This window comes from Niastella caeni, from assembly GCF_004834005.1.
Lineage (GTDB): Bacteria > Bacteroidota > Bacteroidia > Chitinophagales > Chitinophagaceae > Niastella > Niastella caeni.
The window spans coordinates 309,145-326,611 of the sequence record NZ_STFF01000002.1; the positions used below are offsets into that span (position 1 = coordinate 309,145).

The following is a 17,467-nucleotide window of genomic DNA, read 5'->3' on the forward strand; positions in this document are numbered from 1 at the left end:
CCTGGCTTGGGGAAAAAGGTTTTACGGAGTTTATGTTTTCATTACCGGAAAATTTTTGTTCTTTGCACAAGTAAACAACGGAATATTATGAATAATGTGCTGGTAAGTTACTTGCTTCAACATAAGAGCATCAGTATACCGGGGTTGGGGTCAATGTATATTGAGCGCATCCCGGCGCAGACTGATTTTGTGAACCGTCGTATTCTGCCTCCTGATTATCATTTCCGTTTTGATAAATATTTCGACGCTCCCGATAAAGATTTTTTCACCTATCTGGCGAAACAACAGAACATTGCCGATTATGAAGCCATTAAATGGTATAATGAATGGGCATATGAACTTCGTAGCAAATTGCGCGAAGGGCAGGTGGTTGAATGGGCTGGAATTGGATCGTTAAAAAAGGACATATCAGGAGAAATTATATTTGAATCGGCAGGACGTATCCCCAGCCTGCAGGAGCCTACGCCTGCCAACCGCGTTATTCATTCCCACTCACAACATACCATGCTGGTGGGCGACCAGGAAGTGACCCGTAAGATCTCAAATACTGATTATGTATCCAATGAATCAGACAGTAATGTTACTTCTGGTGATGAAATGCCGCCTGATTATTATGAGGAACCGCCCAAAAAAAGAGGGTGGTGGATATTTGCATTGGTAATAGCCGCCCTGGCTTTAAGTGTTATCTTTTTCAGGGTGTATAAAAGTGGTTTTGTGACATCCGCTGCAGGAAATCAACAACCGATCAACGCAGCGCCCTGATATTTTTCCAATAAACAATCTGATTTTTCTTTTCTTTGCAGGTCATAAATACCTGATGTCATCACCTATACATTATACTACTTGCCCGGCCTGCGATTCATCGGACATTCGCCCTATTTTGGCATCAAAGGATTACACGGTTTCGCAAAAAACGTTTGAGATTTGGGAGTGTGGCCGTTGTACCATTCGATTTACACAGGATGTGCCCCAACAGGATGATATAGCCGCATATTATCAGTCGGAAAATTATATTTCTCACAGCAATACCAGTAAAGGTCTGGTAAATAGGTTATACCTTCGGGTACGTACACGTAATTTGAAAAGTAAAAGAAAATTAGTACAGTCGTATTGCAATGCCGAAAGCATGCCCCGTTTACTGGATGTGGGATGTGGCATTGGCTCGTTTATGGATCATATGCGACAACATGGCTGGTTGGTAGAAGGGGTGGAACCCAGTGAAACAGCCCGTAAAAATGCCGTGAAGCAGTATGGATTATTCGTTTATCCTTCCGAAAAATTTTTCGATCCCACTTTAGGGAGTTTTGATATCATAACCATGTGGCATGTACTGGAACATGTGCATCTGCTGCATGAATATATGGACCGGCTGAAAGAATTGTTACGTCCGCAAGGCGCCTTGTTCATTGCCGTTCCAAATTATACCAGCTACGATGCTGCTAAGTACAAGGAGCATTGGGCCGCGTATGATGTGCCCCGCCATCTGTATCATTTCTCACCGGAATCTATGCGCTTACTGATTGAAAAACATGGAATGAAATTGAGGACCATAAAACCTATGTGGTATGATAGTTTTTATGTGAGCATGTTAAGTGAAAAGCACAAGACCGGTAAAGAAAGCGTATTGAAAGGCGGCATTATGGGCTCTCTTTCTAATTTGAACACGCTGTTTCACAAAGATCAATGTAGTTCGTTGATCTACGTGATCGGGAAATAAGGAGATGTAGTTGCAGGTTTCAAGTTGCAGGTTACAGGGGTATCCTTTTTTATTCTACTGTATTTTGATCTCATAAATGAACGGCCATCTTTTCCCGGTAACAAGCATTTTGCCGGTAGCGCTGTCGTATGCAATACCATTTAATACATCGGCTCCGGGACGCAGTGAAGAGGCTTCTTTTTGCAAATTCTCCAGGTCTATTCTGCCAATAACTTTGCCCGTGGCCGGGTCAATTTTCAGAATATAAGCCGTTTCCCACTGGTTGGCGTAGATGTAGCCGTTGATATATTCCAGCTCGTTGATATTTGCTACCGGACCGTTGTTATCGGTTACGCGAAGGATATTCTGCAATTTGAGGGAATCGGGCGTCAGGTAATACAGGTTGCTGGTGCCATCGCTCATGATCAGGGAGGCAGAGTCGTGCGTTAAACCCCAGCCTTCTTTGGATGGCAGCTTAAATTCATTTATTTTTTTAAATGTATTGGCGTCATATACAAACCCAACCTGGCTTGTCCAGGTGAGCTGGTACAGCTTATCGTTAAAAAAGGTAATGCCTTCCCCAAAGTATTTTGTTTTATCCAGCCGCACCTTCGTGGTCACTTTACCGGTTTTCAGATCGCTGATCCCCAGTTCAGAAGGGTAGGGGCTTTCATCGGCATTTCCGCCTGAGCTTTCAAAAAGCTGCCCTTTATAGAATTCCAGTCCTTCGGTAAAATAAGAAGTATCGTGCGGGTATTTATTGACCACAGCATATTGAATAGCCGGCGGTGCAGCAGTTACGTTCTTTGAAGTATCGTCAGGGTTGGAGGTGCCAGCCTCATTACAGGCTGCCAGCGTGGCCAATAGTACAATAGCTGCAAAAAATACTTTCTTCATAATAAATGGTCTATGCGATCAAAAATACGGGTGGAAAGATAAGCAAAGCTACATGAATAATTAATTTTTGAATTTATTGGGAAATGGGGGACTTGTACCGTGTAAATTTTGTATAATGGCCCCAAAGTGCTGTTAGCATAAGTAAAAGAGTAAATGAAAGAAATAAAGTTTTATGAAGTGAGCGATCCCATCGAACTATATATACTGCTTTGTGAACTATAAGTCTTGCATTCCGAACAATGACCATTGCATTTCAGCTTTTTTGTTTAGCCGATCGATATATATACGATTGCAATGGAAACATACAGACTGCACAGCAAACGAACTATTAAGTATTACGAGTGAGGCAGGCCGTCATTCAAACAATAGGTCTTGCATGCTGAGTTATATGTTTGAAATTAGACAGGCTTTTCTTTTTCTGATCGTATTAAATAGCAATACTTTTAATGTAAATATGGAACCTAAATATACAACTCCTGATATAATTGCTTCAATGTGGAATCTTCCACCCAATTGCCCGGCTCCTGTTTTTCCTTTGATATATTATGAATGGTTAAAAGGAGTTGAATGTAGGGGATTCATTCGATTGGAACACTTGATTGGTGATATTGATTTTGTTGGGTATCCTTTGGAGAACGATGATATTCTGATAGACTCTTTGGGACGGGTTTTTGATCTGAAATTTGATGAATTTGTATTCCCAAATTCTGTTATTGCAACCTGGTCTGAAGATGAGCTTAAACAGAATATAATTCCTGCGTTAAATTACAACGGTAACGCGGAATTTGAAAAGCAAGTTTTGAATGAAAAGAATGTAGCTGATATCATTAGTAAAATGGCAACTTTTTTTACATGGTAGCTGCATTAGAATTACACTTAAAATAAGTAGAATAAATTAGATGGAGGTAAATTTAGCCGTTGACATCGTCAATGGCGATTTTATTATGCGTCACTGGCAACAGTTCATGAAAATGCATATAGTTTGGAAGTAAACCCTGCCAGGTTGAATGCCAGGAACAGCTGGTCGAACTGCAAATCAAAGATCAATTGGGTTTTACACGCCTATCTCCCAAATCAACACGCTTATCGGCTAAAACTACACGAATATTAGTTTTTTTGACCTATGAATGGCAGACAAATTATTTTTGGTTGTCATATAGTCATTTCACTCAACCAAAACTTATTTAAACCCAACATGAAACTCCCTTTTTTATTCCCTGTACTATTATTGATCGTCATTAATAGTACCGCCCAGATCACTACAGCCGAAAATGGATTAACTGCTCCCAATTCAACCACTGTACAACTTGGTGGTAGTTTATTGCAGACTACCAGCATTAACGTGGGAGATTACGATCTGTTTTTTCATAAGAATGGCACTAAATATTTCAACATAAAGAATAATGGGAATATCGGGATCGGTACCAATGATGCCGGGGCCCGATTAAGTTTTGTCAATGTTGATGAGAATAACGACCCTATTGGCATTACCTGGTACAATCCTGGCCCAACGGCATACGGTATACACCGCACTGCCGGCTCCTGGACAGCCCCCAATTATCAGCAATTACGGCTCTCATGGAATACTGGTATTGTGCTGGACCCGGGCCAGAGTTATGGTAAAAGTTATGTTGATATTGTAGGTAGCGGCTTGCGGGTTACCTCGGGTAACGTAGGTATTGGTACAACCACTCCAGGTACATTATTGTCATTAGGTGGTAGTATCACAAATTCAAAACTGGCAATATGGGAAGGTGAATATAATGGGCAGATCCTGCGCACCGGTATGGGAATAGGTTCCGGGCAGTTCAGGCTTTTTGTAGCGGGATCAAACAGTCGGTTTTCATTTTTATCAGATGAAGCGGGTACAACTGAAGTAATGTCTATACATGGAACAGGTAACGTAGGTATTGGCATTACCAACCCTGACAGCAAATTACAGGTAGCTGGCAGTGGATCTTTTATGGGATCAATAGGGGCAGGAGTATTGGTAAAGTTTGGTGATAATGTTTACAGCAACGCCTTGGGCATCAAATCGTATGGCGATGCTTCCGGTGCAGACCGGTACTCCGTTATAGGCCACAATCTTCCTGAACCAGGTTCTATGTATAATACCAGCAAACAGGGTGGGGGCATGTACCTGGATGATCGCAGCAGTATTTTGCCGATCCGCTTTATGGTCCGTCAGGCTGGTTCATCCGGTTCTGCCTATGCAGCAGGGGTAGCGCCTTCGGGTAACTTTTTGATCGCAAGTATTATTGATAATGGCAGCAGATTGCAGGTAGATGGCTCGGTGTGGGCCAGTGGTCTTATTCTTCCTACCGGGGCTGGTGTTGGTAAAGTATTAACCAGCGATGCCAATGGAAATGCCACCTGGCAAACAGCTACCGGTTCTGGTACCGCCGGCTGGGCCTTTGGCGGTAATGCCGTTGCAGCTTCGTCTACGCTGGGAACTACCAGCAATTATGATCTTCCGATTATTACTAATAGTATAGAACGTATGCGCATAGGTGTCAATGGCAATGTGGGCATCGGTACCACAAACATTACCGGTACCGGCTACAAATTATATGTAGAAGGCAATATCCGCACCCGTAAAGTGCGGGTTGACCAGGATACCTGGGCTGACTACGTTTTTGAAAATAATTACCAATTGCGTTCTATAAAGGAAGTTGAACAATATATACAAAAAGAAAAACACCTGCCCGATGTGCCCTCTGCTGCTGAGGTAAAAAAAGAAGGACTTGATGTGGGTGATAACCAGGTTGTTCTTCTGAAAAAAATAGAAGAGCTTACTTTATATATCATCCAGCAACAAAAACAACTGGAAGCGCAACAACAAAAAATTGAGACGCTCGAGAAAAAAATGAATGGTAAATAAATAGAACAGTTTCAAATTGTAAGTCGTAGTGCCTTTTGTTGTCGATCATCACGCCTGTAACAAGCTTACAGGCGTTTTTATTTGTCGTACCCACAGTTATTTTTGGCTATATTTTATTATGTGAAATTGATTTAATATGAAGCGGTCTTGCTATTTGAATGATCTTAAAATAATGGAAGTAAATCGGGGCTTGCAGTTTTTATGTTGCACGCTTATTTGCCGAAACTGCACACTTATCGGTTAAAACTGCACGAGTATTAAATATTTTGGTGCGTTAATTATAACAGACTATTTTTAGTCTCCGAGTTTTTCCCGAAAATCACCTACAATAACCAACCATTTAGCGCTTATGAGTAACCCTAAATCCTTGTGTAATGCCATTCATAACCTGTTTTATCTACGAGTAATCGATCCCCTCCTGAAACCGGATGTTTCTTCCAGGGCTTAAAAATTTGGCTATACCATATTGAAGTTTTCCGCTTTGATTTTCAAACGCGAACTATGAATTCTATGTCTATACGGCAAGTACTTGGTACTGCATGCACTATACTATTGGCAAATTGTATTGTTGTAACTGCTTTTTCGCAGGAGAAGAAACCTTTGGTGGCAGATTCCCTGAAATCGAAGGTTAATAGTGAAATAAAGCGCGAATTGGCAGAAGCCAAAGGCAAACTGCAGTTGCCCACAACAGATACTTTATTACCATTAAAAGCACTGAAGGGAAAGAAGGGCGAGTTGATAGGTGAATTGAATAGCCTTTTAAGCGAGCCGAAGGCTATTCAACAACAACTGCTTTCAAAGATGGCATTGTTTGATGATAAAAAAATAGTGAAACCAGGGCGCGTCAACGCTTCTGTTGAGTATACTTATTTACAGGATACCTCAGGTATGGAATTGGGTTCTTTAAACAGTTTGGGTAGTGTGTATAGTTATGACTTCAGTACCGGTATTACATTATTTCAATTGCCGGTGAATTTTTCCTTCAGAGGGATGAATGGAGTATATACCAGTGATTACACCTCTTTTAATAAACTGTTTAAGTTCAATTTTGATCACCAAAAGTATATCCAAACTATTCAAAGTAAAGTGGCTGATAAACTGGACCCTGATGTGCTTACTGCATTTACGATGAACCGGATCAACGCAATAAAAAGTAATTATGAAAAAGCATTAAGGTCTGAGATCTCCGAATTGCAAAATGAATATGCTCAGAAATACAAATCCTTTGTGGCGTTGCCTGAAGGAGTTACCGATCTCTCGAAGAATGATCGCTCCGTATTAAGGAGCAAATTGTTTGCTGAAGCAAAAGCAAATTCCGCCGCTATGGCAGACTCTGCTATGGCCGGCAACGAAGCGCATGAAAAAAGAGTGGAGCTGCTTGAAAAGATATACCAGAAAATAATATCGGATAAAGACAAGTTTGAAAATAATAAACTGGTAAAGCAACTGAAGTCGAACCTGCCTTTTACCCGTGACAGTTATAAATCATTTTTAAAGCAGCCGGGAAACCTCGATAAAATTGTTGATGAACATATGGAGTTGAGCACCATTCAGCGGTTGTTCATGAATATGACAAAGGTAGACCTGGGACAGAATGCGGTAAAAGACGGAGATTTTTCATTGCAAAATGTTATCAATAGCGGTGTAAACACTGAATTCAAAAATAAGAAGGTAAGCGGTGGATTTATTTATGGAAGGAATAATAATATCAACAACTGGTTACAGGCGGGTTTAACAAGCGGTGTTACCAACGAGTATTCCAGTATGACAGGATTCAAACTGGGCACTGGCTCAGGCAGCGCTTCACAGCAGTTTATAGCCGTTAACTTTTTCGACTTTAAAGATTTCCCGCAGTTAGGCGCCGGTGATAACCCGCTTCAATCTGCGTACATGGCAGTGCCTCAGCGGCGCGATGCTACTATTTCATTTCATTCCGGATTTGAAGTGGCGCCCAAACATAAAATAGTGCTGGATGTTTCAAAATCATTCGGTTCTTATAGCAATAACATGTCGCCAGACAGCCAGGCGTATAAAACCAATGCGTATAATAATTTATTGGGCGGTGATGGCAAATCGAACTATGCCGCCATGGTAGATTACAAAGGCGAAATATTGAATAGCGATGTGACTGTATTTATAAAAAAGGTAGGGCTTGGGTATAACAATCCTGGTAATGTGTTGTTGCGGTCAGGAGAAACAAAAGTGGGTTTTGGTGTTGTTAGAAAAGTGGTAAAGCAAATGACCGTAAAATACAATATTGATTTCAGCAAGCGCGACTTTGATCCTTTGAAAAGGTATACTAACAGATCGATCAATAATAAACTGCAATTGAATTACCGGATCAACCGGAACAACCGGGTAGGATTGACCTGGCAACATACTTCTTATGATTCCAGGCTTTTGGCTGCCGGAGAAAGCAAGGGCGGTAACACGCGTATTCAGGCAGATGGAGCCTACAGCGTACGAGTTGCAGGAAGGAAAGTAACAAATAATGTTACCATAAGTCACCAGCAAATGAACATACCTATGTTGCTGGATGAGAATTACAAGAGCAGGTCGGTTTTATTGATGCATACATCTTCCATTGCGCTTAACCGGAATCCATTATCGATAACCTTCCTGCTGAACCGTTCTGATAATAAGGATTACCTGTTCAATACCTCTCTGTTTACTGCAGAAGCCAACTACTCTTACCAGGTAGCCAAAACTATCAGGCTGGGTAATAGCATAGGGTATTACGACAATGTGGGATGGAATAAACAGGCAGGCATTAAACAACAGGCGAGTGCTACCCTGAAAGAATGGTTAAATATAGATGTAGATCTTACATATAAAAAAGCAGTGGATATCACCCGGCCTGAGTTGGCCAATCAGCTATTTATAACAGCCGGTATGCACTTAAATTTTTAAACGAAGCGGGTTATGAAATTGATATATTTAATAATAACAGGATTATTCTTTGTGTGCCCGGGAACATATGCACAATTTGTTTTCTTCTTTCAGCCCGAGATCTATGGAAGGACTGTTGATGGGCTTGGCTCATTCCAGGTTCAAAACTTAACAGGTGCTGCTTTACGGGGACAGGTGGTAATTACTGTGCAGGAAACTGTAAGTAAAACACCCGTTGTTACGATCACTACGCCGGTAACCAATATTCAGCCGGGAACGGTTAGTTTCCCCAGGAACGTATTTTCCGGTAGTCTTTTTAAATTTTCCTCCAATGCGTATGCGAACATTACAAATCAAACAAAAAAAATTCCACCCGGTCAATATGCTTTTTGCTATCAATTTATAAATGCCGATAAGGGGTCTGATGATTATGAAAATTGCTTTGATGCCGAGATACAACCCCTGGTGCCCCTGGCGCTTATCTATCCGGCTGATGGTGATAAAATTTGTCAAAAGCGACCGGTATTAAGCTGGCAACCGCCCATACCCTTTTCTTCATCCATGCGGTTTAGGTTGTTATTGACTGAAAAAAGAGAAGGGGAAGGAGTGGAGAATCTGCTGGTGAACGCTCCCTTATTATTACTTGATAATATAACTACTACCAGTATAAACTATCCTTCCGGGCATCCTGATTTGAAAGAAGGAAAGACTTATGTGTGGCAGGTAATTGCTTACCAGAGTAATGTAGTGATGTCGAGGTCTGAGATCTGGGAGTTTACTGTTCAATGTACTGAACCCGGGAAGCAAATGCCAACGGATAGTTACCGGGAGTTAAAGCTGTTGGTAAATGGAAATTATTATATCGCTAACAGGGCTCTGAAGTTTTCTTTCAGGAATAATTACAGCATCAAGCGCTTAAGCTATGCCATATACGATATTGGAAAAGGAATGAAAAAGCTGAAGGATTGCCCGGAAGTATTGTTGACGCAGGGGCTTAACAAAGTGGATATTGATCTTACGGAAATGGAGCTGGAACCCGGAAAGCAATATTTGTTGAAAGTGCATCCATTCAATGAACCGAATATAGAGGTGCGTTTTATTTACCAGGATAAGGATATTGAACCATAATCATTATTAAGTATGAGAATAGAGATCAGGTGTGGATTGCCGTATTTAAGTGCGGTGCTTGTACTGCTATATGTGCAGGCCTGCCAGCAGCCGGCGGCAAAAACAATACCGGCAATAAGACATTTGGCCGAAGTGCACAAAAACGGATCAACATTGTATGTTGACAGAGCGGATAGCCGGCAGGTAATGAAGGCCGATAGCAGCGAAGTATTTATTGCTTATAAAATAGGATTTGAAGACAGTGTGCAGGGTGATAAAAAGTATGAGCAGGAAAGAAATGTTTATTATGATTTCAGGATGGCTGGCGACTGGAAAGCAGTTGTGGACAGCGACTCTATAGCTCCTGTCTTTTTTCAGCCGGTTACGGGCCTGAATAAAACGAATAAAGAAGGAATACTGGTATTTGAATTACCAGCCGGTAAGCGTCCGGATGCATTGGTATATAATGATTCGTTCGGCGGCTGGCAACAACAGATTATAGCTTTAAATCCCCATTTAAAATAGGTTAAGAGAAATGCGTAACAGAACTAAAAAATATACAGCCTGGTTCTTCCTGATCATTTTTGGAATAGAAACCGTATATCCCGGGATGGCGTATGCGTTAACATCCGGACCTGCGCAACCGGAGATGCAGAAGTTCAAGCCGGCAGGTGATAGCGAAATGGTTGACCTGTTTACCGGTAACTTTAAATATAACATTCCATTAGTTGACGTGGGCGGCTATCCGCTTAATTTGTCTTATGGGTCGGGAGAGGGCATGGAAGATGAAGCCAGTTGGGTAGGTTTTGGGTGGAGTTTTAACCCCGGGGCAATCAATAGAACACTTCGCGGGCTGCCCGATGATTTTAATGGTGAAAAGATTAAAAAAGACTACACCCGGAAAGAGTTTAAAAAGATTGGGGGGAATATAATCCTGAAGCCATCTTTTTTTGGCTGGGAAATAGCTAAGCCCAGCATTAAAGTAGGCGTATATAAAGATAACTATTACGGGGTGGGCGCTGAAGTGGGGCTTAGTTTAAGTAATCAATTATCAAAAAATCAAACGAGTGCATTGAATCTTGGTCTTGATTTTTCTTCAGATAACAGGGAAGGTGCATCATTTACACCTTCTCTATCACTAGGGCAACATGATGACCATGGTGCAGAGGTAGCCACCAACTCTTTTAATGGGTCTTTGACCTATAATACCCGGTCGGGATTGAAGCAGATTTCTCTTGGAGCCTCTTTCGCGACCAGTGATAATTCCATGGATGCAGTAAATCTTGATTTCAACGCTGTTAAATATTTTGGACAAACATATACCCCATCATTTCATACCAATACCAGGAACTCAGGGTTTACTTTCAGTTTTGACATAGGGCCCAAAGTATTTGGTGGCTATTTTGGTTTAGGAGGAAATGGGTATACATACCATGAAAAAATTTTAGAGAAAACAATATATGCACCTGCATTTGGGTATATGCATTATACCAATGGCAGGCGGAACACGAATGCACTCATTGATTTCAACCGGGAGAAAGATGGCATTTATGTTCCGGGAACACCGGGCATACCAGTTCCGGTGGCCACCCATGATCTCTTTACCGCCACAGGTCAGGCAGGTTCGCTGCAATTCAGACCTTATTTCAATGGCAATTATCTTGTATTCGATAAAGCATTTAGTAATAGTACCAATAATACAACGCTTGGTTTAACGGTTGGGGTGGGGAATTTATTACAAACCGGTGGACGGGTTAATTACCTGGAGGGGGAAGCTAAAACAGGAAAATGGGTTCAGAATAATGCCTTCTTACATCATAATGGAGAACCGGAATTCGATGCTTCAAAACCAGATGCTGAGCCGGTGCACTTTAAGCAAACAGGAGAGCTTACAAAAGTAGATGAGGCGTATTATGATTTAGCCCGAAAAGATAAAACTGTTCAGGTTGTTACCAATGGAAAATATCATCACTACTCCGGCGCCATGGCCTGGACGACATTTAAAAGCCACGAACCAGTCTTTGATCAAATTGGAAATAATGAACTAAAAAAGAATAAGCGGGAGATCCGTACCACTTCAATCAGCTACCTCACGGCGCTTCAGGCTGCGAAATACAGAACAGACTACCTTTCGGAAAGAATGGAACCCGGGGTAAAGAATGCACACCATATTTCCGAAATAACAGTTACCGATGATGGCGGCAAGCGAATGGTGTACGGTGTGCCTGTTTATAACAGAGGACAATATGAAGCCAGTTTCTCTGTAGAGGGACCACAAGGCAATAACCTGGAAAAAGCCCGGAAAACGGGATTAATTACATATACCCCCGGTGTTGAAAATTCAAAATCCAATAATAAAGGGCGAGACAATTTGTTTTCAAGGGAGCACCTGCCGGCCTATGCCACTTCGTATTTACTTACCGGTGTATTGTCGCCCGATTATGTAGATGTAACAGAGAATGGTATTACCGATGATGACCTGGGCACCGCCTATAAATTCAATTATACAAAAACCACCACTGGCTTTCAATGGCGGGCGCCGTATGCTGAAAATACGGCGAACTTCAATGAAGGGTTTGTAAGTGATCCTAAAGACGATAAAGGAAGTTATGTGGGTGGAACCAAGGAGCTATGGTATTTGAACTCGGTGGAAAGCAAAACGATGATTGCCATTTTTGAAACATCCAACCGGGAAGATGGCTTAGGCGTAAAGGGAGAAAATGGCGGGCAAAACAAAAATGTAAGGCTTAAAAAACTTGACCGGATAAAATTATTTTCAAAAGCCGACTGGTTAAAGAATGGAAATAATGCCACTCCAATAAAGATCGTTCACTTTGAATATGATTATTCTATTCATCCGAATGTGCCTAATAATTCAGGAGATCCATTTAATAAGAGCGGGACGCTTTTAACGAACCCAAACGAAATAGCGAACCCTGCTATTAATGTTAATTTCAAAAAAGGTAAACTCACTTTAAAGAAAGTATATTTTACGTTTGGCAATAACACAAGAGGGCAATCCAATCCTTATGAGTTCTCATACGATATGCGAAAAGTGACAGATGTGTTTGGGAGCACACTGCCTGCCCCTAACCCCTATCCGTACGATCAATCACAGAATGCTCCGGAGGTAAACAACGAGTATGCCATGCGCCAGGCTGACCGTTGGGGTACTTATAAGCCAACCTGGTATAATCGTTTAACGGGTAGCTCAGCCACCGATGGTAAAATGAATAACTCTGAGTTTCCTTATGTTATTCAGAAAAACGATGATGGAAATACAGCCCTGGATTATAATGAACGTACGTTGGATGACCTGTTTGCTTCCATGTGGCAATTAAATAAGATCATTACACCAACCGGAAGTACCATAAATATAGAATATGAGGCCGATGATTATGGGTATGTGCAGAACCGGCGGGCCATGCAAATGTGTTTTATTAAAGGTGTTGGCAATGGCACTACCAATAACTCAGGGATGGTAGGGGCAAACGGTTTTACCGTGGAACTACCGGAGCAGGTGAGCAATGATGATGAATTCAGGAAAAGGTATTTAAAAGGGCCGGATGGATTAATGCCTAACAATCTTTATTATAAGATTTATACAGACCTGAATAACCAGAACCGTTATGAATATGTACAGGGGTATGCAGAGATTGACCCTGCAGCCTGTCAGTTAATCAATAGCACAACCGCATTTATTGCGTTTAAAAAATTGAGCAGTAATAAATACAGTCCGGTGTCTAAAGCTGCCTGGCAAATGATGAGATCAGAATTGCCACAATTTGCTTATGATAATTATGACAACTCCGATGTTTCGTTTTCACAGGGTGCTATCAAATCATTGATCCAGGCAGTTGTGAATATGAAGGAATTTATAGAGCCATTTGAAAAGTCGGCAAGTAAAAAAGGCTTTGCAAACAGGATCGATCTGAGTAAAAGCATGATCAGGTTGTGTAATCCTTATTATAACAAAATAGGCGGCGGCGCCCGGGTAAGAAAAATAACTTTTGAAGACGCCTGGCACGAAATGTCACATCAAACCGGTAAAACAGCCAGGTATGGTCAATTGTATGAGTATACAGTTAAAGATGCAGGCGGATTGCCCATTTCAACGGGAGTTGCGGCCTACGAACCACAGATAGGTAATGAAGAAAACCCTTTTCATGAACCCATACCGTATACAGAGAAAGTTCACTGGGCGCCGGATAAATTGCACTTTGTTGAACGGCCTTTCTGCGAAACCTGGTTTCCGGCTGCTTCAGTAGGTTATAGTAAAGTTACTGTTACCAATTTTGGCGATACATATGCCCAGGGCGGCGCGTTGGAGAAGTTTTCCGGTTACATTGAAGCTGAATTTTATACAGCAAAGGATTTCCCTACGCTGGTTGATAACCTGCCGCTGGAGCCATTTACATATGAAAATAATATTTTACTAAAATTGTTTACCTGCACCTCTGTTAAAAAGGTAGTCACTTCTCAGGGGTTTAAAGTGGAGGTAAACGATATGCACGGTAAGCCCAAATCGATGAAGGTGTTTGATATGGGCGGCGGTAAACTTTCATCAACGGAATATTTTTATAATGTGGAGGATGAGCAGGCTGAGACGAAGGCGCTAAAAAATGAAGTGGATATTTTAAAGCCGGAGGAAGGATGGAAAATAGAACCTGAATTATTAGGAATGGATGTGGACCTGGTAACGGATGCTAGGGAAAGTACCGATGAAAGCTTTGGTGTTGGTGTGGGTATTTACGTGGGCAAATTTATTATACCATCTCCCATACCTATACCAATGTTCTTTGGAGCTGGTAATTTTGGCTATAATGTTACCAGGCATGCCTACAATTCTATTTCATTTGTAAAGGTCATACATAAATACGGCATCCTTAAAAAGGTTCGTACGGAGAAAAACGGTTCTTCTATTACTTCAGAAAATCTGTTATGGGATGGTGAAACCGGGAATGTTTTATTAACGCGCACTCAAAATGAGTTCAATGATTATACCTATGCCTTTAATTATCCGGCGTATTGGGCAGAAGGGCATGAAGGAATGGGGGCTGCGTATAAGAATATCGGCGCTGTATTTACAAACTTTATTACCGGAACAGATGGCAAGGTTCCCGCAGCATATGAGCAATATCTTGTTTCAGGCGATGAACTGATATCCGAAGATTATACGCGTAAAGGCTGGGTTATTAAGTCAACAGTTGATGGTTCTTTACGGTTTATAAACGAAGAGGGAGGTTTCATTACTGCTATCGGAAAATTTTATTTATTACGATCGGGTAGAAGGAACCAAACCGGTGCCGGTGTAGGTAGTATAGTTTGTATGAATAACCCGGTGGTGCAAACGGGTACTGGCAGAAGCCTGCAATTCAGTGTGGCCAATAAAATACTGGATGCCAAGGCTGTGTTGTATAGTAATGAATGGAGTGTGCCAGTACCTGATCAATTGGTTATGTATTGTCCTCCCGGTATTTATGCTCCACAAGGAGAGCCAGGCCATTATACAGTGCACAGCCAATCTTCAACAGAATGCAGTAGCCTTTTTAAGGCAAGCTCAATAAGCGGTGCGGAAAGCCGGAGTTATTTAAACTTTAATACGGTATCCAGTATTCCGGCCAACGCCCAGATAGAGTCAGTCGTTTTAAGGCTTTATGCAACTGACTGGAGTGGATCATCAAATACGTCAAAGCTTGAACGGGTAAAGCAGGTACTTGACTGTAATCAGGGACAGGCTACCTGGCAAAACCAGCCGCCTGTTGCTGCGAGTACCGTAGTTACATTACCAGCTATCAGTTCTTCAGGTTACATTGAAACTAATATTACTGCTATGTTTAAGGAGTGGTATTCCACAAGGGATATACCTCAGTTTAGTGTCAGGCTTAGCATGATCAATGGAAATAGTGGACATATTAACTTTTATGGCGCGCCTGGAATGCACGGTTTTTACAAACCTGAATTGAAAGTTTGTTACAAGTATGATGCATGCGGTGATCCGATTGACCAGGTAGTAAATCCCTATGTCAAGGGTGTTTTAGGTAACTGGCGGCCAAAGCAAAGCTTTGTTTACATGGTTGACCGGGAACAAAAAACAGGAGCGCCCAACCTGCCTGGTGGAACGAATATCCGGAACTCCGGCGCTTATACGGCATTCAATCCTTTCTGGGAATTCCCGGCCGCACCTCTATTGCATAGCAACGTGCAGGTAGATAATCCACCTGTTACCGAACGTTGGGTATGGGCAACCAAATCGGTTTATTATGATGGTAAAGGAAATGAAGTGGAAAGCGTTATCCCTATTAACCGCGACCGCCAGGGTAATATAGATGCGATAACCAATCCTTTCAGGTATAGTACGGCTTTATATGGTTACCGCGAATCGGCCGCTATAGCTGTAGCCACCAATGCACGGCATAATGAAATAGCTTTTGATGGTTTTGAAGATTACAATTTCACGCTTCAAAGTAATTTGACGCAGGTATGCCCAATAAAACGCCATTTTGATTGGGGGCTAGCCAATTCAGGCAGCAACTGGTGCCTTTTCGGTAATTGTTTAGCTACTGATATTGTGCACAGCGGTAGATATAGCTGGCTGCTGTCAACGGGCTCGGTAAGCATTACAAAACAGGCAGGCAATGCAGCGCCACCTGCTATTAAGCCCTATGCATTTAATGGTCCCAATGGCGAGCCTACGCTGGCAACCAATGAACTGGCAAAAGGATTTGCACCGGTACCAGGGAAGCAATACATACTAAGTATGTGGGTGCACGACGGCGTAAAGACCCAGAATAAGATCAATAATCTAACAGTTTCCATCAATGGCCAGGACCAGGGAGTAAGTAGTAAAGTTGTTCCGGTTGTAGAAGAATGGAAACGCTTGGAACTTGTGTTTACAGCGGGTGCTTCCTTTAACCTTCAATTAGTGCCAGGTGGCGCCATTCACATTGATGATGTGCGCATTTTTCCTTACGAAGGCAATATGAGCTCATTTGTGTACGACGATCGTAACATGCGTTTAATGGCGCAATTGGATGAAAACAATTTTGCCACTTTCTATGAGTATGACGATGAGGGTACGCCTGTTCGTGTAAAAAAGGAAACGGAAAGAGGAGTGATGACCATAAAGGAAAACAGGCAGTCATTCAGAAAGCGTCCATAGCTGTTGCCTGTAATATCGTTTATCTATTTGTTTATAACCGTTATATCGTATGCAGAAAAAGAAAGCAATAATTTTTTTAATACTGGCAGTGGCTGTATCGGGTTTGTCAATAGCCGGTAACCTGGCAGGCTGGTTTGCAAATGCGAACGTTGATAATGAACTGCCGGGTGCAAAGGAAGAATATCAACGTATATGCGATCGAATTAAAAATGACAGTAGCATTAGTCTGGATGCCAGCATTACTTTATACGACGGGGAAGCACCGGACGAAATAAAGGAACAAACAACCTGCCGGTATATCAGGAGGCAGGATAAATACTATTCGCAGTTCAGTTACCTGCAAGTGTTTTGTAACGGCAAGCTGGTTGTACAGCTCGATACGGTAAACCAGGTTATTGTGGTATCGCCGGTGGCAACGGAACATAAAAGGGTTAAGGGGCCCATGCGGCAGCTAACTTTTGATATGTTGTTTAATGAACAGGCTGATTTCAGGATCGCCGGAAAGGTTATTCAAAAAAATGACAATGAACGGGAAATTTCCTGTCAAAGTGATTTTAATCCTGAGATAAAGACATTCGATATAACATATGATCCGGCTACCTACCAGGTAAAGCGTGCAACCATACAATGGTGGAAAGAGGGAGTTGCCGCTGAAACGGCTGCTGCCAGCCAGGTATGGATAAGCCACATCGATTACCGGCAATTGCCGGCTGTTAACATGGATATCGAAGAAGAGATCAGTAAAATTATTACCATAAAAAAAGATCAGATCGAACCAGCATTGAAGTATCAAGACTATCAATTGCATGTTTCTAATCCTGAACAGTAAGCCTTT

General features: G+C 41.9%; 10 protein-coding genes. 9 read left to right on the forward strand and 1 reads right to left on the reverse strand.

From position 1 onward, the window contains the following. Positions 1-87 precede the first annotated feature (87 nt). Positions 88-762, forward strand: a complete 675-nt coding sequence (locus FAM09_RS09125) for a hypothetical protein (protein WP_136576790.1) — start codon at positions 88-90, stop codon at positions 760-762. A 55-nt stretch (positions 763-817) separates the two neighbouring features. Continuing rightward, entirely contained in the window at positions 818-1,717 is a 900-nt protein-coding gene (locus FAM09_RS09130; protein WP_136576791.1) for a class I SAM-dependent methyltransferase, read from the forward strand. A 54-nt stretch (positions 1,718-1,771) separates the two neighbouring features. On the opposite strand, the gene FAM09_RS09135 is transcribed toward FAM09_RS09130, so the two are convergent. Continuing rightward, positions 1,772-2,593, reverse strand: coding sequence for a glutaminyl-peptide cyclotransferase (locus FAM09_RS09135; protein ID WP_136576792.1), 822 nt, complete (start codon positions 2,591-2,593; stop codon positions 1,772-1,774). A 376-nt stretch (positions 2,594-2,969) separates the two neighbouring features. Between FAM09_RS09135 and FAM09_RS09140 the strand changes: the two genes are divergently transcribed. The 7 genes from FAM09_RS09140 (at position 2,970) to FAM09_RS09170 (ending at position 17,461) form a co-directional block, all read left to right on the forward strand. Then, positions 2,970-3,452, forward strand: coding sequence for a hypothetical protein (locus tag FAM09_RS09140; RefSeq protein ID WP_166437075.1), 483 nt, complete (start codon positions 2,970-2,972; stop codon positions 3,450-3,452). Positions 3,453-3,788: 336 nt separating this feature from the next. Then, positions 3,789-5,474: a hypothetical protein gene (locus FAM09_RS09145; protein WP_136576794.1), complete on the forward strand. Its 1,686-nt coding sequence runs from the start codon at positions 3,789-3,791 to the stop codon at positions 5,472-5,474. Positions 5,475-5,984: 510 nt separating this feature from the next. After that, on the forward strand, positions 5,985-8,384 hold the full coding sequence (locus FAM09_RS09150; protein ID WP_136576795.1) for a hypothetical protein: 2,400 nt from the start codon (positions 5,985-5,987) through the stop codon (positions 8,382-8,384). 12 nt (positions 8,385-8,396) lie between these two features. Then, complete coding sequence (locus FAM09_RS09155; RefSeq protein ID WP_136576796.1) at positions 8,397-9,491, forward strand: hypothetical protein; 1,095 nt, start codon at positions 8,397-8,399, stop codon at positions 9,489-9,491. 12 nt (positions 9,492-9,503) lie between these two features. Continuing rightward, complete coding sequence (locus FAM09_RS09160; RefSeq protein WP_136576797.1) at positions 9,504-9,995, forward strand: hypothetical protein; 492 nt, start codon at positions 9,504-9,506, stop codon at positions 9,993-9,995. Between the two features lie 10 nt (positions 9,996-10,005). Continuing rightward, the gene (locus tag FAM09_RS09165; RefSeq protein WP_136576798.1) at positions 10,006-16,632 is read left to right on the forward strand and encodes a DNRLRE domain-containing protein; all 6,627 of its coding nucleotides are present in this window, start codon (positions 10,006-10,008) and stop codon (positions 16,630-16,632) included. Positions 16,633-16,681: 49 nt separating this feature from the next. After that, entirely contained in the window at positions 16,682-17,461 is a 780-nt protein-coding gene (locus FAM09_RS09170) for a hypothetical protein (protein ID WP_136576799.1), read from the forward strand. The last annotated feature ends 6 nt before the right edge of the window (positions 17,462-17,467 follow it).

What these genes read in the sequence shown, in the direction of transcription:
- FAM09_RS09160 (WP_136576797.1), top strand. Translation starts at nt 9,504, where the DNA reads ATGAGAATAGAGATCAGGTGTGGATTGCCGTATTTAAGTGCGGTGCTT.
- FAM09_RS09125 (WP_136576790.1), top strand. Translation starts at nt 88, where the DNA reads ATGAATAATGTGCTGGTAAGTTACTTGCTTCAACATAAGAGCATCAGT.
- FAM09_RS09150 (WP_136576795.1), top strand. Translation starts at nt 5,985, where the DNA reads ATGTCTATACGGCAAGTACTTGGTACTGCATGCACTATACTATTGGCA.
- FAM09_RS09170 (WP_136576799.1), top strand. Translation starts at nt 16,682, where the DNA reads ATGCAGAAAAAGAAAGCAATAATTTTTTTAATACTGGCAGTGGCTGTA.
- FAM09_RS09135 (WP_136576792.1), bottom strand. Translation starts at nt 2,593, where the DNA reads ATGAAGAAAGTATTTTTTGCAGCTATTGTACTATTGGCCACGCTGGCA.
- FAM09_RS09165 (WP_136576798.1), top strand. Translation starts at nt 10,006, where the DNA reads ATGCGTAACAGAACTAAAAAATATACAGCCTGGTTCTTCCTGATCATT.
- FAM09_RS09155 (WP_136576796.1), top strand. Translation starts at nt 8,397, where the DNA reads ATGAAATTGATATATTTAATAATAACAGGATTATTCTTTGTGTGCCCG.
- FAM09_RS09145 (WP_136576794.1), top strand. Translation starts at nt 3,789, where the DNA reads ATGAAACTCCCTTTTTTATTCCCTGTACTATTATTGATCGTCATTAAT.
- FAM09_RS09130 (WP_136576791.1), top strand. Translation starts at nt 818, where the DNA reads ATGTCATCACCTATACATTATACTACTTGCCCGGCCTGCGATTCATCG.
- FAM09_RS09140 (WP_166437075.1), top strand. Translation starts at nt 2,970, where the DNA reads ATGCTGAGTTATATGTTTGAAATTAGACAGGCTTTTCTTTTTCTGATC.